Source organism: Paenibacillus lacisediminis, assembly GCF_046567315.2.
This window is the reverse complement of record NZ_JBKIAX020000011.1, coordinates 38,178-57,590: the sequence shown is the minus strand read 5'-3', so window position 1 is coordinate 57,590 and position 19,413 is coordinate 38,178. Positions and strand designations below refer to the sequence as shown.

Genomic DNA, 19,413 nt, shown 5'->3' with positions numbered 1-19,413 from the left:
TCATCCAACTCCCCCCGCGCCGTTACAGAGCAGGCCGGCGATTCTGACCGTAACCGTCGTGCCTTCGCCCGGCCGGCTGCTGACCGTTAAACGGGAGTCAGCGCCGTAATGGAGCCGGATCCGCTCCCGGACATTGCGCAGCCCGATCCCGAATTTATCCGTTTTTCCGTCCGTCAAGCTATGATTCAGGGAGTCCAGCCGTTCTTCCGTCATCCCGATACCGTCATCCTGCACCGTGAAAATGGCGTCGCCGAGCTCGTTCCATGCCCGGATCGTAATGGTACCCGAGCCCTCTCTTTTTTCCAAACCATGAAACACCGCGTTTTCCACAATCGGCTGAAACACCAACTTGACGATCGGCAGCGGATAAAAATGCTCCGGGATCTCCACACGGAAGTTGAATTTGTCCGGAAAACGGAGCTGCAGCAGGAGCAAATAGTTGCGCACATGGTCGATTTCCTGGCCCACCGTCACGTGCTCGTCGGCATTCCGGGTAATGCTGTAGCGAAGCAATAGGCCCAGCAGATAAGTCAGCTCAGCGACCCGGTCATCGTCGTTCAACTCGGCCAGCATGCGGATCGATTCCAGCGTGTTGTAGATAAAATGCGGGTTGATCTGGTTTTGCAGCGCCAGCATGTCGGCTTTTTGCTTGCTTTTTTCCGTTTCAGCCACCTCGTGGATCAGGTCTTTCACGCGGGCGATCATCCGGTTGAACTGGCTGCCCAGAAGGCCGATTTCGTCATTGTATTTGACGTTGACCCGAACGTCGAGCTTGCCGCGCTGCACCTGCTTCATCAGCTGCACCGTCCGTTTTAGCGGCTTCGTGAGCGCGTAGGAGATAACGATGGCCACGAGCAGGGCGAAAAAAATAACGGACAGAGTCGTGATCATCAGTTTATCGCGGTTTTGCTTCATCGGCGCCAACAGTTCGGTTAGAGGGATGTAGACCAGCGTTTTCCAGCCGGTTTGCGCCGACGAGGTGTACACACAAATGTAAGGCCGGCCGCCGATGGTAAGTTGGAAGCTGCCCCGCGTGCCCGCGGCCTGCGCCAGCAAGGGGCTGCCGCTTAAATCTTCGCCCAGCTTGGCGGGATCGGCGTTATACACGACTTTTCCGTATTCATCCACGATCAGGGCGTCGCCGTGGGTTACGGCATTCAGCGGTTCGATGATCCCCTCGAACAGCCTCGCGTCAACATCGATCGCAATCAGGCCGATATCGTGCAAGGAACTGACCGAACGGATAGGGCGGACGACGGTAAACACCTGGCGGTTCTCCGTTTCGTTCACGCGGATTGCATGCGTGCCGGCAAGGGCGGGGGTCGAACCGGATTTACGCGCCAATGCCTTCCATTCGTTCAGCCGCGTTTCTGGGTACAGCATGTTGATGCCCGACTTCCGGTAGTAAAAAATCATATCGTAGCGGTCCACCAGATAGGCGGACAAAATCTCATCCTTGGTATTGTTCAAATACATCAGAAAAATATCGATCGCAGTGCTTTTGTCCCAATCCGTCCCCTGCTGGTCCAAATATTTTTGCACCTCTTTGTTGTACAAGGGCAGGCTCGTGTAACGCTTCAAATCGGCGATGTAGCGGTCCACTTTGTCCATCGCGTTGTCCGTCATCAGATGGGCGGCCTCGGTCGTGCTGCTTTGCACCAGTCTGAAGCTGGAACGGTACGAAGTATAGCTGAAATAGGTGATCGGCAGCGAAATAAGGAAAACGAACACGATCACCAGCTTTTTTTGCATGGATAAATTGGCAAAAAACAACCAGGCTTTTCGGAACATGGCTCGTAGGATCATACCTCATTTTACCGCACCGCTGGTAACGCCTTCAAAGATATATTTTTGCAGGAAAAAATACAGCACCACGGTGGGCAGCAGAATCAGCAAAATCGCCGCGCAAATCAGGTTCCAGTCGGCCACGTTGACGCCCTGAAAGCGCATCAGCACCGTCGTCACCACGCCCAGGCTTTGCTTCGGCATGTAAAGGTACGGCGTGTACATATCGTTGTAAATACTGATCGTCTTCAAAATAATCAACGTAGCCGTTGCCGGGGTCAGCAGCGGGAAAATGATCGAACGGTATATCCGGAACAGGGAGGCGCCTTCGGCCATGGCGCTTTCGTCGAGATCGACGGGAATGTTGCGGATAAACTGCAAATACAAAATGATTTGGATTACGTCCGCGCCGACGTATAAGATGATGGGTGCCCCCAGCGTGTTGTACAACCCCAGCGATTTGATGATGCCGAAGGTGGCGACCTGGGTCGTAATGCCGGGGATAACGGTGGCGAACAGATACAGGCCGAAGACCGCTTTTTTCAGCTTAAAAGAAAATCGCCCCAGCACGTAAGCCACCATCGTTCCGAACAGGATATTGAAGACCAGGGACACGCAAATAATGATCAGCGTATTGCCGAACCCGCTCAGCAGGCCCCCCCGTTCAAACACGATTTTGAAATTTTCAAAGTTGAAAAAGCTTTGCGGCAGCGCCATCGTGCTGGCGGTATTAAATTCATCACTCGATTTGAACGAGTTGACGATAACAACGTACGGAGGGAACAGCACGATAAAAACTCCGATCAGCAAGGTCAGGTATTTCAGCGCATCCATTAAAGTCAATTTACGCCCGCTCATTTGCTGCTTCCTCCTCTGCTAAGAACAAACTGCTGCAGGCCTACGACGATGATCACGAACATCAGCAAAATGATGCTCATCGCCGAGGCCAGCCCGTAATGGTTGTAAGCGAAGGCGGTCTCCATCACACGCTGCACGTACGTTTGGCTGGCGCCGGCCGGCCCCCCTTTGGTCAGAACGAACGGAAGGTCGAACACCTCCAGCGCGCCGGTGACGGTCAGGAACAGATTCAGCTGGATAACCGGCTTCATGTTCGGCAGCGTAATCCGCCAAAAAGTTTGCATAGCCCCGGCACCGTCGATTTTAGCCGCTTCGTACATGTCGCGGGGGATCGCCTGTAAAGCGGCGATGTAAATCACCATGTTGTACCCCATGAACCGCCACAGCCCGGTTGAAGCGAGCGAATAGTTGACCAGGCCGGCCGTGCCGAGCCAACTCGTTTCGCCGAGTTTGGCCAGCCCGATGCTTTGCAGGAACAGGTTCAGCGAACCCTGGGTCGTATCGAAAACGTAACCGAACATAAAAGCGACGGCCACGGCGTTCATGATGTAAGGGAGGAACAGCAGGAGCCGGAAAAAGTTCCGGCCGCGCAGCCTGCTGTTCAAAATCACGGCGAAGTAAATCGCGATGATATTTTGGATGATGCCCATGACAAAATAGGCGAAGTTATGGGCGAATACGCCAAAAATGTCCGGATTGGTGAACACTTCCCGGTAATTGGCCAGCCCGACCCACGGCTTCTCCGGACTGTACCCGTCCCAATCGGTAAAGCTGAACATGACCAGCTTCAACGCGGGATAGTAGGTAAACAGCAGGAGCAAAGCGAGCGGAACCAGCAAAAACGAGATGATGATAATATTTTTCTGCGTTTTGTAAGACAGCGTTCCAAACATGCCGTTTCCCTTCTTTCTCAGTAGCCCAGCTCCTGCTTCGCTTTGGCCCAGGCTTTGTTCCATTTGTCGAGCACGGCCTGCGGGTCCTTGGCCAACACAAATTCCTGCACGATCGCCGGCAGATCGATTTGCGCTTTGTTGCGGATTTCGATCACCTTCGGATCATCGGGCTGGCCTTCCTGCAGTTGCACGCCGGTCGCCTGGAATTCGGCCAATTGGGTCAACTTGGACTCGCGGCCTTCCAGCGGGGAGATAAAGCCGGCAAAATCCTCGTAACCGGAGTCCTCAAGCATCCATTTCAAGAAAGCTTTGGTCGCCTCCAGGTTTTTGCTGTCTTTGTTGACGGCGTAGAAGAAGTCCGGGCTAAGCGCGGCTCTGCTCTCGCCCGAGCCGTCGAACGGCAGCGGGAAAAACCCGATGTTGCCGGACTCCGCGCCGACGCCGATCACCTGATTGATCACCCAGTTGCCAAGGAAGTACATCGCCATTTTGCCGTTCGCCAGGTCTTTTTTGGATTGCTCCCAGTTGGTGGAGTTGATGTCTTTTTCCAGGTAGCCTTTATCGGCCAGCTCTTTGATGAGGGACATCGCTTTGCCGTACCCGTTATCCATGGTGAACGGAGTGTCCGTGCTTATCATTTCGTTAGGAAAGTTGCTGTTGTTCTCAATAACTCTCGGCATATCGAATACCCAGTTGTTCAGCGGCCATTTGTCCTTGAAGTTGGAGGCCAGCGGAATGACGCCGTTTTGTTTTAGCTTTTCGCAGGCAGCCAGAAATTCGTCCCAGGTTTTGGGGATTTCGGTTATGCCGGCATCGGCGAACGCTTTTTTGTTGTAAACGATCCCGGACGTGGAGTTGCCCGTCGAGATGCCGTACAGCTTGCCGTCAAAAGATCTGAAATCCTTGAACGTAATTCCCGCGCTCAGCCCTAAATCGTCCAGCGGCGCAAAATATTTCGGCAAATCGGAGTTCGGAATGTCCGGCACGAACATCAAGTCCGGCAGCTCGCCGCTGGCCATACGAACCTTGGCCTGCTGGTTGTAGTCCGTTTGACTGGCTTCGAATTCGATTTCGATGTCCGGATACTTTTCGTGGAATCGCTTGACGTATTCGTCGTATTCCTTGCCGATCATATCGGTGCGGTTGGTGAGGAAAGTTACCTTGCCTTTAAGCTGTCCGCCCGGGCCGCCCGCTTGGTTGTTTTCCGCAGCGGTTCCGTTATCCGGTGGAGCTCCGTTGTTTCCGGCGCCGTTAGCACCGTCCCCTCCGCCGCCGCAGCCGGCCAGTACGCTGGCGAATGTAAAGATCAGCATGAAAGTCATCAGGAGTTGCTTTTTCAATGTGATCGCCCCTTTTTAGGAAGATATGTTAGCGCTTACAGTTAAATTGTATCGCTTTGTTATAATAATGAAAATGTATTGTGTTATTATTTATTGTCTTTGTTTTGCTTGTTTTTTAGCGGGTGAATGTAAGACAACATATTAATATATGATAACATCGGAATAAATATGGCCATTATCATACTAACAAAAAACATAACAAAAAATAACGATTATAAACTATAATAGGGTTCATAACCTACAACTTGAGGAGGGCTTATGAACAACCAACAATATGTGCTCAGCGATTGGAAATTCAAGGCGAGCGATGAAACGAAGTGGCTGCCGGCGCGGGTTCCGGGAACGGTGCATACGGATCTGTTGCGCTGCGGCGCCATTCCCGATCCGTTTTATGGCACGAATGAGCATGATCTGCAGTGGATCGACAAGAAGGATTGGGAATATCAAACTTCGTTTGAACTGAATGAAGCGTGGGCGAAGCTGCCGCGAATCGAAATCGTCTTTGCAGGTTTGGACACGTATGCGGACGTTTTTGTGAACGGTCTGCATGTTTTTTCGGCTGACAATATGTTCCGCTGCTGGCGGGCGGACATCAAACCGCTGCTTCGCGAAGGGCTGAACACGATCGCGGTGCGGTTTCGCTCGCCGATCGCCGAAGATTTGCCCAAGCTGGAACGGCTGGGCTACGATCTGCCGGCCGCGAACGACCAATCTGAGCTCGGTGGACTGGGCGAACGCAGAGTCAGCGTGTTTGCCCGCAAAGCCCCTTACCATTACGGCTGGGATTGGGGCCCGCGGTTGGTGACGAGCGGCATTTGGCGGGAAGCCCGGATTGAAGCGTGGGGTGGTTTGGTCATCCGCGATTTGTTCATCCGCCAGGACCGCGTTGCCCCGGAAGCTGCCGAATTAACGGCGATCGTGGAGATAGAAGCGGCTGCCGCATGGGAAGGGCGGGTTCGCGTCTCCGCTGGGGAAGCGGTATGGGAGCGGCAGGTTGCTCTGAAGCAGGGAGTACAGGAGGTGGAGCTGCCGCTGACCCTGGCGCAGCCGAAGCTGTGGTGGTGCCGGGGCTTGGGGGAACCGGCGATGTATACGTTTAAGGCGGAGCTTGTTGGTGCGAGCGGGACGGCGGAAGCCGAAGCGGCGGTGCGTACCGGCTTGCGCGAAATCAAGCTGGTCCGCGAGCAAGACGAGGCGGGAGCTTCCTTCCGCTTTGAGCTGAACGGCGTCCCCGTGTTCGCCAAAGGCGCAAACCATATTCCGAACGACAGCTTCATTACGGAGGTGACGGCGGAGCGCTACCGGCACGAGATCGCTTCGGCCGCCGAAAGCGGCATGAACATGCTGCGCGTTTGGGGCGGCGGAATTTACGAGCAGGACGTCTTTTACGAGCTGTGCGACGAATACGGGCTGTTGGTGTGGCAGGATTTCATGTTCGCCTGCAGCATGTACCCGGGGGACGCCGCGTTCCTGGAGAATGTCGCCCGGGAGGCGGAGCACAATATCAAGCGCCTGCGCAATCATCCGTGCATCGCCTTGTGGTGCGGCAACAATGAGATCGATTCGGCCTGGTCGCATTATGTGGAAAATGCCGGCTGGGGCTGGAAGGAAAACTATACGGCCGACGTCCGCGCGCGGATTTGGGCCGATTATGAGGCCGTATTCCACGATATTTTGCCGCGGGCAGTGGAACGGCTGGCTGGCGGCGTGGCTTACTGGCCGTCCTCGCCGCTGCGCGATCTGACGGGCGACGCGGACCAGCACGCCTATAAGGTGTCCGGCGAAGGGGACATTCATTACTGGGGCGTGTGGCACGCGGTCGAGCCGTTCGCCAATTACAACACCCGGATCGGCCGGTTTATGAGCGAATACGGTTTTCAATCGTTCCCCGAACTGGATTCGGTATTAAAATACGCGCCGGAGATCGCGCTGGAGCTGGAATCGGACATTATGCTGGCGCATCAAAAAAACGGCCGGGGCAATCAGCTGATTAAGGAATATATGGACATCTATTTGCCGGCGCCGCGGGATTTCAAGGCGTTCCTGTACATGAGCCAGGTGCTGCAGGCAGAGGCGATCCGCACGGCGATCGAGGCGCACCGCCGGAACAAGCCTTATTGCATGGGCACGCTGTATTGGCAGATGAACGACTGCTGGCCGGTCGCCTCCTGGGCGGGCATGGATTATTTCGGCCGCTGGAAGGCGCTGCAGTATGCGGTTCGCCGCAGCTTCGGGGACGTGATGCTGTCGGTGTACGAACCGGAGGACGGCAAAATTGCCGTTAGCATCGTTTCCGACAAACGGGAGAACGTATCGGGTACGCTGCGCCTGACGCTTTACGATGTGCGAGGCGGGGTGCTCAAGGAAACGGTGCAGGTGGTCGACATCGCGGCGGACTCAGCTAGGGAGGCGGTCTCATTCGCTAGAGAAGTTTGGTTGGAAAACCATGATCCGCGGCAGGTCGTCTTGCTCGCCAGCCTGGAACTGAACGGTGAAGTAGCGGACAGCAAGCCGTTTTACTTTGTTTCCGGCAAAGACCTAGTTTTGCCGCAGGCGCAAATCGAGGTGCGGGAAGTGCCGGGCAGCGGCGGCAAGTATACGCTTGTAAGCGGTGTGCTGGCGCGGCAGGTTTGGATTCAGGCCGAACGGGAAGGGATTTTCTCTGACAATTACTTTGATTTGATGCCGGGCGTGCCGCTGACGGTGGAGTTCCGCTTGCGCGGCTCCGCCGTAGATGACGAGGCGTTTATCCCGGGAGATCCCGGGGAAATCCGAGTCCGGTCCATGGCCGATTTTGTGTAGATTGAATTTATTCGCAATTTATGGAAGTTCGATTCTCGATTTTACCGTGCTATAATAAACAGATAAAAAACCGTGTTTTTTGTAAAAACGGAATAAAATCGAGGTAAAAAGATGGGAAAGATATTTACATCCAGTCGCTACAAAATCGTTGGAACGTTTGTGCTGATCGGCGTGAAATTGCTGTTGCTGCGGTACTTTTTTTACGGCGGCTTCCATCTGGCGGGTTTGCCCGGCGAACTGCTGTCGGTGCTGGCGCTCCTCTGCCTGGTGGAACTGGTGACGCCGGCCAAGGGCAAATGGTGGACATTCTTTGGCTTTAATTTTGTCCTGTCGTTCATTCTGTTTGCCGCCACGGTGTATTTCGCCTACTTCGGGACTGTGCCGACCTATAAGGTGCTTAGCGGACTGGGCCAGGTACCCGAGGTGAAAGCAAGCATCGGCACTTTGCTCCGGCCGGAGCAGTTCCTGTACTTCGCCGATCTGGCGGTGCTGGTCTTGGTCAAAATCATCGGGTTTGTCCGCCGCGGCGGTACGTCCCGTGCAGGGTTGCCGCAGGGAACTTTAAGTTTCGGCAGCCGGGCTTCGCGGATAGGGTTGAACTTCCGGACCGATCGTCCGCGAGCAGGGCTGGTTTGGAAGGTGGGCGTTGCGTTTATCCTGATCGCCAGCCTGCTGCTGTCCGGGTTGTACATCCGTGCGGGCAAAGGGATCGATAACGAGCTGGTGCGGGCCGAAAGCGTCGGCTTCCTCAATTTCCAGGTGGATGCGGCCATCCGCGACCAGGAAGAGGAACGGATGATCGCGGCAGGAAATCTGCAGGAGACGATCGCCAAAATCCGGCAGCTGCAGAGCACTTACTCTTACCGGGCGGATACGGAGAAAGCGACCCCCGACTTTTTCGGCGCGGCCCAAGGGATGAACCTGATCGTCGTGCAGATGGAGTCGTTCCAGAACTTCCCGATCAACTTGACCTTGAACGGGCAGGAGATCACGCCGGTGCTGAACAAGCTGGCTAAGGAAGGGTTCTATTTCCCGCACGTATTCCAGCAAATCGGGCCGGGCAATACATCGGACGCCGAGTTTATGTCCAACACGTCGATTTACCCGACGGCCGCGGCCGCAATGTCGACGAGCTTTGGCGACCGCCAGCTGCCGAGTCTGCCGCGTTTGCTGCAGGGGCACGGGTACGTGGCGAATACGTTCCATATCAACAAGGTGACGTTTTGGGACCGCAACAAGTTGTATCCGGCGCTCCATTTTGACAAGTATTATGACAAGCCGTACTATACGAACGACCATTTTAACGACTTCGGGGCTTCCGACGAGGAGATGTACCGGGTTGGCGTGGAGAAGCTGACGGAAATCAAGGCGCAGTCCAAGCCGTTTTACGCCCAGTTTGTGACGACGTCCAGCCATTCTCCGTTTGTCGTGCCGAAGGACCGCCAGCATATCCAGCTTCCCGCTGGTATGGAGGGGACGATGCTGGGCAACTACATTCAGGCCGTCAACTACACCGATTATGCGATCGGGACGTTGATCGATCGTTTGAAGCAGGCCGGTATGTGGGAGAATACGATGCTGGTGTTTTACGGGGATCATTTCGGATTGCAGCCGAATGACGTCAGCGCCGAGGAAATCCGCGAAAAGCTCGGAATCGCTTATGACGAAAGGATTAGCCGCTTCAACATCCCGCTGATCGTCCATGTTCCCGGAGCGAAGAGCGGGCAGGTTGTGGAGCGTACCGGGGGCCAGGTCGATATCCTGCCGACGATCGCTAATCTGCTTGGCGTTTCGCTGCCCGACGAAGGCTTTACCACCCTGGGCCAGGATCTGCTCAACATCGACCGGAACGTGATCGGCATGCGCTATTATTTGCCGACCGGATCGTTTTTCAACGATGAGGTGATGTTTGTACCGGGCCAAGGCTTCGACGACGGTACAGCCGTGTCGCTGAAGACGCTGCAGCCAGTGACCGATATCTTGCCTTACCGCGGCGACTACGATTATGTCACGGAGCTGATGAAGCTCTCGGATGAATACGTGAAGCTGCTTCCCAAGCGGGGGCAGTAAGGTGCCAACAGCCCTGAGGCATATGCCTCAGGGCTGTCCTGTAAAAGCTGACCGTAAATCTAACGGTTGTAGTTGCGGCTATTTTCGGAAAAAAGACCTTTTCTAAATTCTAACGGTTGTGAACGCCGTTATTTGCCTTAATCTAAGCAAAAATAGCCGGATTTCAGTGAAATAAGCGCCATGGCAACCGTTAGAATGTGAAATCAACGTCTTTGGAACAAATAATGTTTGTGGCATCCGTTAGAAAATTTGTATGGCTAGAAAATGTATCTTTGTCAGATCGGATTTGATGCAACGCTAGTGCATAACCGCTTAATTTTGACGAAATGACGAAATAAGGTTACTTCGGTCCGTTAGCCCGCCCCAGGTACTGCGAATCGTTTTGTCCAACAACTGTCGAGCCCCTGGGCAACACCTGGGCAACACCTGGGCAACACCTGGGCAACACCTGTGTAACACTCGTCTAGCCCCGATTCCAGTTTTGACCCTCAAAATAAGCACAAAAAAGGGCGCTATTTCCTGCGGTTTTGAGGTTTTGAACAGAATAGAGGAAAATTATGCCGTTATTTTTAAATCGGGCAAGCCACTTGCCGGTTTTTTGCTCCGATATCGAAGAATAAGAGAAAAAAAGTCCCTTATTGCCGTCAGAATACCCCCAATCGCCGAAATAGCAGCAAAAAGTTCTTCTATTTTCCCCGGGTGGGTTTAGACAGGGAGGGGCTTTAGACGATGGATTAAACGGTGCGCCGCCCCGCCAAAGTCACGGTTAAGTCAATATCCTGTACTTGCTGTGCACGCTGCCCGAGATGAGCTCGGGGAGTTCCCGGAGCTGCTGTTCGTACGCTTCCTGCGTCAGGCTCCCCTGCTCCAGCCGCTGCCGCAGCTGCTCCTGCATTTCCTTGACTTGCAGGTCGATGACGCTGTCCGCGTCCTGGCCATGGGCTTCAGCGATATCGGCCAGCGACCGGCCTTCAAGCAGGGCATCGTAGACCTCCTTGTCCGAAGAGACGCCAAGCACATCGTTCAACTCACTCTGGGGGCTCAGCGTTGCGATGCTAAGACTCGACGCCTTGGAGGCTTGAGCCGCAAAGGCGATGCTGGACAGGTAACCGGACAAGCTTGGGGTGATGGTAATGACAACGGCCATGGTGCCGACGATGACGACTTTTTTCAGTTTCATATGAGAGATCCTCTCCGATCGGGTAGTTGGATTGCTGTTTGAATTTGTCATAACTATTATTATTACGAATAAGCCCTTCAAGAAGTTTCAGCTACTTTTCCGGATTCAGGGTGGTGTTGGTGCAAGGGTAGTCGGTATAATGGGTTTCATGAGCTGTTCGGACAGAGGGCAAACGGCAGGGGGAAAGCGGATTTATTTTGAAATTAGGAGAGGATGGTGCGGTTATGACGGAACAAATGACGGTCCGGTCGATCAATGTGGGAAGACCGGTGCAGGTGGAGCATCGCGGCAAGGAAATCGCGACAGGGATATACAAAACCCCGGTTTCCGGTCCGCTGTATCTGTCGGCGGTGAATTTTGCGGGGGACGGTCAGGCCGATCTCGTTCATCATGGCGGTACGGATAAAGCCGTTTGCGTTTATCCTTTCGAAAGATACGCGTATTGGGAGCGGGAGCTAGGGAAAACGCTGGCTTTCGGCGCTTTTGGCGAAAATTTAACGACGGAAGGGATGCTGGAGGACGATATTTGCATCGGAGATATGTTCCGGCTGGGCGAGGCGGTCGTGCAGGTCAGCCAGCCGAGACAACCATGCTTCAAATTGAGCGTCAAACATGGAATGCCCGAGCTCCCCTTGAAAGTCCAGCAGACCGGTTATACCGGCTACTACTTTCGGGTGGTACAGGAGGGACAGGTCGTTCCCGGCGATTCGCTGATATTGATCGAAAGGCATCCTGCGGGCGTGACGCTGTCTTTTGCCAATCGGATCATGTTTTTGGACAAAGAAAATGCCGATGGTCTGAAGCGCATTTTGGAGGTGGACGCACTATCGGCCAGCTGGCGCGAGACGTTGACCGCCCGGCTTCAGCGGGCAGAAGCCTAGTGAACGGACGGAGCGGAAAAATACATATGCCGATTTAGCCGCCGAGGAAGATCCGCTTTCCCTTGTTTGAAAAGGGAGGGCGGATTTTTTGCTTCATCTTATGCCGGTAAAACCGGACCATACCGCCAAAATTTTTTTGGGCAAAAACCCAAAAACGGAAACTTTTTTCCGTTCCGGTTCGTCTTAAAAGTGAGGAATGATTTTCCATATGATGATTAGGAGTTTGGAGGATGAGTTCGTGAAAAAAATCTGGACTGGAATTTTTGCTGCGATAATAGCGGTTCCGCTGCTGCAACCGCCGCCTGCTCAGGCGGCCAAACCGATCTCCGTCTATATTGACGGCAGCCGGCTGGCGACAAAGCAGGCGCCGATTGCCATTAAAGGCCGGGTAATGCTGCCAATGCGTGCTATTTTCGAAGCGCTGGGCGCATCGATCAATTGGAACCAGAAATCGCAAACGGTAACGGCGCAAAAGAACGGAAAGACGATCAAGCTCAAAATCAAAGCGAAAACGGCGACCATCGGCAACAAAACCGTGAAACTTGATGTTCCGGCGCAAAACTTAAAGGGCACAACGATGGTTCCCGTACGTTTCGTCACCGAGGCGCTGGGTGAAAAAGTGGGTTATACCAACAAAACGAAAATCGTCAAAATCACCACGTCGGGCTCCGGCGGAAGTGGCGGCAACGGTGGTAACGGTGGTAACGTCGGAGGCGGCAACGCTACCGTGCCGAGCCCGGTAGCCAACGTTTCTGCGCGTGACATCGGGGACAACGGGGACGGCCGCGACTTGGAAGTCCGTTTCTCCAAAGCCTACAACGAATCGAATATAGACCATTACCGTGTTCTGATCGTTAAATCGGCCAATTCGTCTCAATTCGGTCTGGCTGCGGCGCGCAACGTGACTTCAGGAAACTATACGACCCAATATCCTAACGGTTCGGATCAAGTGCTCACGCTTACGTCCAACTCGCGGGATGTGGACGGTGATTATATCCGGGAAGACCAATCTTATGTCGCTATCGTATTGTCTGTAGGGAAAACGAGCGGCCAAATAGCCATGTCGAGCACTTCACAGGTCGTTACGCTGCAGCGTGATTCGTCGGCAGCGGCGCCTACGAATGTCAGAGTCTCCGATATCGGCGATTACGGTGACGGCCGCGATCTGCGCGTCGAGTTTACCCGGGCGCAAAATGAAAGCGACATTGCGAACTACCGTGTGTTCGTCGTGAAGACTGCGGACGCGAACAAATTTGACCTGAACACGGCAAACAACGTGTCAAATTCTTATTCAACGGTCGTATACAAGTCCGGGAGCAGCCAAACGCTTAGCGTGGATCTTACTTCGTCTTCCCGCGACACGTCCGGGGATTATATCAAAAACGGAGCAGCGTACACCGTATTTGTGATGTCGGTCAGCAACAATACGAGCGTTAAGGCCAACAGGCTGTCGGCGGCATCGTCTTCAATCAGGCTGGATAGCGGCTCCTTGAATTACCCCGTAGTCACCGAAGTGGAGGACGTGAACGATTATGGGGACGGCCGGGATTTGCAGGTGAGCTTTTCAAAAGTGAACGATGAAGCCAAAATCGGCTCTTACCGGATTTTTGTCGTGAAAAGCAAAAACTACAGCGACTTTACCCTGTCGAAGGCGAATAACGTATCGAGCTCCAATTATACCCAGGTCAGCAAAACAGGGTACAACATTAACGATTACCGCTTGTCCTCCGGAGCCAGGGACGTCGACGGAGATTATATCCGCAATGATGTAAATTACCGAGTGTTCGTCATGGCGGTAGGAAACGGGTCAAATGCCAACGTCCTGTCCTCGGCATCAAGCTCGATAACGCTGGATAACGGCTACAGCGGAGGCAAAAACGGCAGCGGCAAAAACGGTAAGGTTGATATCGTTTCGAATCTGACGGTCAGTGACGTGGACAATTATGGGGATGGCCGCGATCTGCGGGTAGAGTTCTCCCGGGCTTCGGATGAGTCATACATCGACCAATACCGGATTATAGTCGTCAAATCGTCGAATGCGAGCAGCTTTACTTTGTCCAAGGCGAATGATGTTTCCAGCAATAACTATACGCGCGTCTACAAGGACGGAAAAACGTTGTCGCAGGTGCTGAGCTCAAGCGCCCGTGACGTCAACGGAGATCTGATTAAACAGGATGTAAGTTACAAGGTGTTTGTCCTGTCGGTAGGCAAAAGCGGTTACTCCAACGCGTTGTCCTATGCATCCAGCGAAATTACGCTGAAGAATGGCAACAGAGTGGGGGCCGTTTCGAATCTGAAGGTCAGCGATGTGGCGGATAACGGCAACGGCAGTGACCTGCGCGTCGAGTTTACCCGGGCTTCGGATGAATCGTACATCGACCAATACCGGATTATGGTTGTCAAGTCGTCGAAGGCGGGCAGCTTTACTTTGTCCAATGCGAATAACGTTTCCAGCAATAACTATACGCGCGTCTACAAAAATGGAAACACGTTAACAGAAGTGCTGGGCGCAAGCGCCCGTGACGTTGACGGGGATCTGATTAAAGAAGGCGTAAGCTACAAGGTGTTTGTCCTGTCGGTAGGCAAAGGCAGCTCGGGAACGAACGCGCTGTCGAATGCATCCAGCGACATTACGCTGACGAAGCAAGTTACCATTGGGGCCGTTTCGAACCTGACGGTAAGCGACGTGGGCAATAATGGCAACGGCAGTGACCTGCGCGTCGAGTTTACCCGGGCGTCGGATGAGTCGTACGTCGATCATTACCGGATTATGGTCGTCAAATCATCGAAGGCGGGCAGCTTTACTTTGTCCAATGCGAATAACGTTTCCAGCAATAACTATACGCTTGTCAACAAAGGCGGAAATACGTTAACCAAAGTGTTGGATTCGAATGCTCGTGACGTTGACGGGGATCTGATTAAAGAAGACGTAAGCTATAAGGTATTTGTCCTGACGGCAGGCAGCGGCAATTACTCAGGCACAAACGCGCTGTCCGCAGCATCCGGCGAGATCACGTTACCCAAGAAAGCCAATATTGAGGCTGTTTCGGACCTGAAGGTCAGCGATATGGGAGATAACGGGAACGGCAGTGACCTGAAGGTATCGTTTACCCGGGCCTCGGATGAGTCGTACGTCGATCATTACCGGATTATGGTCGTCAAATCATCGAAGGCGGGCAGCTTTACTTTGTCCAAGGCGAATGACGTTTCCAACAATAACTATACGCGTGTCATCAAAAGCGGAAATACACTGACGGAAGAACTGAGCGCAAGCGCCCGTGACGTTGACGGGGATCTGATTAAAGAAGGCGTAAGCTATAATGTGTTCGTCCTGACGGTAGGCAGCGGCAATTACTCGGGCCCGAACGCCTTGTCTTCGCCATCCAGCGCGATTACTTTGAAGACTGAAGTTAAAGTCATAGAGGCCGTGACCGGATTGCATTTCGACATCATCGGGAATAAGGGTACAGTTAACGATATCTCCGTTGGATTCAATAAGCTGAACGACGAAAGCAAAGTGGAGGAGTACCGAATTATGGTCGTGCCGGCAGCCAAAGCCGCGAACTTTAAAGTAGCGGATGCCAACGACGTAACGCTTACGGACAATTACACCCAGGTAAAACCGAACGGGTCCAATGTCCAGCTCACATTGCAGAAAGACAAAGACGCATTCGGTGATCCAATCAAAGCAGGGACGAATTATCAGTTGTTCGTGCTCACGGTAACGAAAGCGGGCTCCGGATACGAAAATGCTTTGTCCACCGCGTCAAATCAATTTACGTTACCAGCGAGTCCGGAGGAGGTAACGGTTCCGAAAGTAAGCCAGGCGTCGGTACAATCCGATGCTTCCGGGATATCGGTGAGCTTCACTGCGCCGCAAGACGCTGAAAATATCGCTTCTTACGTTATTTTCGCCGTTCCATCCGGCGGTTCCATCGATCTTGCGTCGGCTAAGGCGTCTGTGGATAAAGGCACTAAGGTACTCAAAGATGCGTCGTTTACCAACATTAAGCTTACTCAGGATTTCGTAGATCAAGCGATTAACAGTCAGTCGGCCTACAGCATCTATATTTTGTCGGTACCCGATATGACAAATGCGAAGCAATATAATTTATCCGCATCTTTTGCCTATCCGAAGGTCCAGGCAGCCCAGCCTGCGAGAACGGCGAAGCCGACCCCGCAAGCGAAGTGATGAAGTGATGCCGTACCAGGCAGGATAATAAACAAGACCGAAGAGCGGCCCAATATTTTGGGCCGCTCTTCGTGCGTTGGATTAAACTTATGGAATTTGCGGCAAACGTTTGACATTCTTTTCAAATTTTATGTACCCTAGTAAGAAAAACATCTATCGCTATACCTTCAAAGAAGACAGACCGCGTTCGGCGATAGTTTGCGATATGTATTTTAAGGACACGCAGGGGAAAGAAACGGGAGCCGCATGATGGGGAATTTGTACGAATATGTTCGGGCGGAAGGAACGCTCGACGACAGCAAAATATGGAGAAGAGAGCCGCTTTACCGGGGGATGAACGGCAGGTTTGTGGAGCGCTTTTATCCGGCGAAGGGGCAAAGCTGCATTTTTAAGCCGTTAACGAACGGCGAGTCGATCGATCGTGAAATTTGGGTGTATAGACATGTGCTGCCCTTTTTCCCGCCGATTTATCCGCAGATGCTGGCGACCTCCGGGGAGGGCAAGGGAGCGGCCGGCTGGGCGATTTTTGAGGATCTCGGCGCCCTGGGACACGCGTATCGATTGGAGAATGCTTTGAAGGTTGCAGAGCGGATGGCGTGGTGGCATAGCCTTCCGGCGGCCGAATGGAGCGGTTTGTCCATGCAGGGGCCCAAGCCCGTCATCGAGACCATCGCCGCCGAGCTTTTGGACCGGCAAAACGAGGCCGCCGCGGTTTTAAGCGAGCTTGGGCTTGGCCAGCCGGCGGGAATATTCGCCGAGGCCCGCGCGGCCAGCGCGGGAGAGCGGTTTAGCGGGCCGAGGGTGTTGTCGCACGGCGATCTCCACCAAGGGAATTACGCCGTCACGGACGAGGGGCGGCTGTATATTTTGGATTGGGAACACGCCCACCTGAGCTCTCTGTTTTGGGATCTCTTTCACCTGATCGATATGTCGCACCCGATGTTTGCCAAACGTATGACCGCTTCCGACCGGGAGCGGATTCTTGGCGAGTATCTGGGACAAGCCCGGGTGTACGGGGCCGAGTGGGAGCGGAGGGCGTTCGTCCGCGAATACGGGAGTTTTGCCGCGCTTTTCGCCCTTTGGATGCTGCTGCTGATTCAAAGCGATCTTAAGCGGGCGGAATGCGTTTGGCCCCGGGAACGGCTGCTGGCGCAGCGGGGAGAAACGGCGGCCAATTTGGCCGGCTGCATGGTTCTTATGGGCAGTTAGCGCAAGCTTGGATAGATGGAAGTTTGCAAGCATCACAACACAAGGTAATTGACACAGAAAATAAGGCGGGATTATATGAAAAAAGTCGGTTTGGTCATGCGGAAAATCCAGTTTACAGAAGCGCAGGGGCCTCGCGTGTTTGCGGAACGGCTGCGCAGCATCGCGGCGGAGCTTGGCGTCGAGATCGTGTTTATTTCTCCGGAGCGCCATGTCAGCGGACATGACTGGATTCCGGGTTACGAGCATGAAAAAGGGGATTTGGTCAACTACGACATCGTGCTGGACCAAATTTACGCAGAGGGGATCGAGCACGTGATCTATACGGTCTCCGGGTTTACGTTTCTCAAAATGTTCATCAAAAACAGCGTGCTGTTCCCGCACAGCTTTCCCGATCCGGCGCTGACCGGCTATGAAATGATGAAGCCGTTTTACGGGATCGTGGACAAGGCGGTCGTGCAGACGGAGTTTTTGCGGCGGCAGCTTCGTGACGTGTTCGGGGTGACGGACGTTGACGTGATCCCGATCGGCTTTGACGAGACGCTGGCGCGGAAGCATTTTGATCCGGCGGCCATCGTGGACAACCGGGTGCTTTGGATCGGGCGGGATGAGGAAAACCGGCGCCCCGACCTGGTGCTGGAGTACGCGCGGCAAAATCCGGACAAGGATGTTGTCATGGTTTTCGGCGGTGAGCGTTACCGGGAGAGCATGAAAAAATACGACATTCCGGGCAACGTAACCCTACGGTTCGCCCTGGCGCAGGATGAGATTTTCGCCTTGATGAATTCAGCCAAGGTGTATTGGAGCTGCTCGAAATTCGATACCTTTGCCATGCCGCTGACGGAAGCGCTGGCGATGGGGAAAATCGTCGTCAAACCCGAGCATCCCTGTTACGACCATATCAGCTCCCGCCACGCCTTTGCGGGCAACGAGCGAAACTGGTTCGAGCTGGTCAATATGGCGGCGGCCGCGCCGCAGAGATTTTCCGCCGACAACCGCGAGTACGCCTTTGCGAAATTTTCGGCCACGGTGATGAAGCAGGGCTACCGGGACTTTTTTGCGGGGTGGTTGAAATGAGCGGACGGATGGCACATAGCGCCCTGGGTCACCGGCTTGAGGAGTTGGCTGCGAGCGGCTGGCCGCCGCGAGAGCTGCGGCGTCTAGGCTCCTGGCAGCTTCGAGCCAATGGCGGCGTAACGAGGCGGGCCAACAGCGTGCTTGCCGCAGGCCCGTTCCCGGAAGGGGATTGGCTGGAGGAGGCGGAGCGTTTCTATCGGGACCGGGGGCTACCGCCTTGCTTTCATGTAAGCGATTCTTCGCCTCCGGAGCTGGATAGTCTACTCGCGGCTTCGGACTATGAAGAGGCGATGCATTGCCTGATGCTGGCGGCTTCCTGCCGGGAAATCATAAACCGCGCCGCAGACTTGGGGCTTGTTTGCCCCGCTATGGCCGCGGCGGAAGGGACAGAGGAATTCCGTTTCCCTGGAAACGGGGTCATCCTTGCGCCGGAGGTGAGCGAGCCGTGGTTGGACGATTTTTTACGGATGGAAGGGTTCCCCGAATCACGGCGTGAAGGCTACAGGTCGATCTTTGCCGCTATGCCTTCCCCTAAAGTGTTTGTTACGATCGTGGATCAAGGGGAGCCGATAGGGGTGGCCACGGCGGTAGTCGAGGCCGGCTGGGCCGGAATCAGCAACGTTGTCGTCGATTCGCGCCACCGCCGCAAGAGTGCGGCCGCCCGGATGCTGCTCGCCCTCGCAGTCTGGTCGGCCGAAGCGGGGGCGGAAGGGATGTATCTGCAAGTACTTGAGAAGAACGCCCCGGCGCTGGAGCTCTACGGGAAACTGGGTTTTTCCGCCGTGTCGGGATATCATTATCGGATTGGCAAATAGCGGGGAGGGAGACTGGGGACTGGCTCGTAAGTACTGGACTGGGTTGGATCAGCCCAAGATCGGCCTAAGACACCTGCCCATTGGAAATATCCAATAGAACTGGAAAATATTTGGTGGATTCAGCGACTAGATTGGATAATTTCCAATAGATGAGGCTCGGAAGGGAGTAAAATGGGCGATTTGAGCGAAATCTATTGGATTTTCTCCAATTAGAGCTCGAAAAAGCGTGCAACTTCTGTCAATCTATTGGATTCTTTCCAATATGAGTGGTGGGATGAAGGATTGACCGGGTTTCGGGAGACCTGGCGTATGCA

12 protein-coding genes are annotated in these 19,413 nt (G+C 54.1%); 7 read left to right on the top strand and 5 right to left on the bottom strand.

Annotation, left to right across the window (positions count from 1 at the left end; all coding sequences use genetic code 11):
- Genes ACLD72_RS20720 through ACLD72_RS20705 form a run of 4 tightly spaced genes read right to left on the bottom strand, consistent with a single transcriptional unit; the run spans nucleotide 1 to nucleotide 4,858 of the window.
- Complete coding sequence (locus ACLD72_RS20720) at nucleotides 1-1,791, bottom strand: sensor histidine kinase (protein ID WP_410999434.1); 1,791 nt, start codon at nucleotides 1,789-1,791, stop codon at nucleotides 1-3.
- 18 nt (nucleotides 1,792-1,809) lie between these two features.
- Entirely contained in the window at nucleotides 1,810-2,643 is an 834-nt protein-coding gene (locus tag ACLD72_RS20715) for a carbohydrate ABC transporter permease (RefSeq protein WP_410999436.1), read from the bottom strand.
- Nucleotides 2,640-3,536 (bottom strand): carbohydrate ABC transporter permease, encoded by an 897-nt coding sequence (locus ACLD72_RS20710; RefSeq protein WP_410999438.1) that lies wholly within the window; start codon nucleotides 3,534-3,536, stop codon nucleotides 2,640-2,642. Before ACLD72_RS20710 ends, ACLD72_RS20715 begins: the two co-directional genes overlap by 4 nt.
- A 17-nt stretch (nucleotides 3,537-3,553) precedes the next feature.
- Nucleotides 3,554-4,858 (bottom strand): ABC transporter substrate-binding protein, encoded by a 1,305-nt coding sequence (locus tag ACLD72_RS20705; RefSeq protein ID WP_410999515.1) that lies wholly within the window; start codon nucleotides 4,856-4,858, stop codon nucleotides 3,554-3,556.
- A 276-nt stretch (nucleotides 4,859-5,134) separates the two neighbouring features.
- On the opposite strand from ACLD72_RS20705, the gene ACLD72_RS20700 reads away from it, so the two are divergent.
- Together ACLD72_RS20700 and ACLD72_RS20695 are read left to right on the top strand one after the other, a co-directional pair.
- Nucleotides 5,135-7,678, top strand: a complete 2,544-nt coding sequence (locus ACLD72_RS20700) for a beta-mannosidase (protein WP_410999440.1) — start codon at nucleotides 5,135-5,137, stop codon at nucleotides 7,676-7,678.
- A gap of 111 nt (nucleotides 7,679-7,789) precedes the next feature.
- The gene (locus ACLD72_RS20695; protein WP_410999442.1) at nucleotides 7,790-9,748 is read left to right on the top strand and encodes an LTA synthase family protein; all 1,959 of its coding nucleotides are present in this window, start codon (nucleotides 7,790-7,792) and stop codon (nucleotides 9,746-9,748) included.
- 766 nt (nucleotides 9,749-10,514) lie between these two features.
- Here the strand turns inward: ACLD72_RS20695 and ACLD72_RS20690 are convergent.
- On the bottom strand, nucleotides 10,515-10,928 hold the full coding sequence (locus tag ACLD72_RS20690) for a hypothetical protein (RefSeq protein WP_410999444.1): 414 nt from the start codon (nucleotides 10,926-10,928) through the stop codon (nucleotides 10,515-10,517).
- 224 nt (nucleotides 10,929-11,152) lie between these two features.
- Here ACLD72_RS20690 and ACLD72_RS20685 point away from each other — a divergent pair, with 224 nt between their 5' ends.
- The 5 genes from ACLD72_RS20685 (at nucleotide 11,153) to ACLD72_RS20665 (ending at nucleotide 19,099) form a co-directional block, all read left to right on the top strand.
- The gene (locus ACLD72_RS20685; RefSeq protein ID WP_410999517.1) at nucleotides 11,153-11,809 is read left to right on the top strand and encodes an MOSC domain-containing protein; all 657 of its coding nucleotides are present in this window, start codon (nucleotides 11,153-11,155) and stop codon (nucleotides 11,807-11,809) included.
- Nucleotides 11,810-12,047: 238 nt separating this feature from the next.
- Nucleotides 12,048-16,001, top strand: coding sequence for a copper amine oxidase N-terminal domain-containing protein (locus ACLD72_RS20680; RefSeq protein WP_410999446.1), 3,954 nt, complete (start codon nucleotides 12,048-12,050; stop codon nucleotides 15,999-16,001).
- Between the two features lie 249 nt (nucleotides 16,002-16,250).
- Nucleotides 16,251-17,210 carry a phosphotransferase gene (locus ACLD72_RS20675; protein ID WP_458476126.1) on the top strand — a complete coding sequence of 320 codons (960 nt, stop codon included), beginning with the start codon at nucleotides 16,251-16,253 and terminating at the stop codon, nucleotides 17,208-17,210.
- Between the two features lie 75 nt (nucleotides 17,211-17,285).
- Nucleotides 17,286-18,284, top strand: coding sequence for a glycosyltransferase (locus ACLD72_RS20670; protein ID WP_410999450.1), 999 nt, complete (start codon nucleotides 17,286-17,288; stop codon nucleotides 18,282-18,284).
- Nucleotides 18,281-19,099, top strand: coding sequence for a GNAT family N-acetyltransferase (locus tag ACLD72_RS20665; protein ID WP_410999452.1), 819 nt, complete (start codon nucleotides 18,281-18,283; stop codon nucleotides 19,097-19,099). Before ACLD72_RS20670 ends, ACLD72_RS20665 begins: the two co-directional genes overlap by 4 nt.
- Nucleotides 19,100-19,413 lie beyond the last annotated feature (314 nt).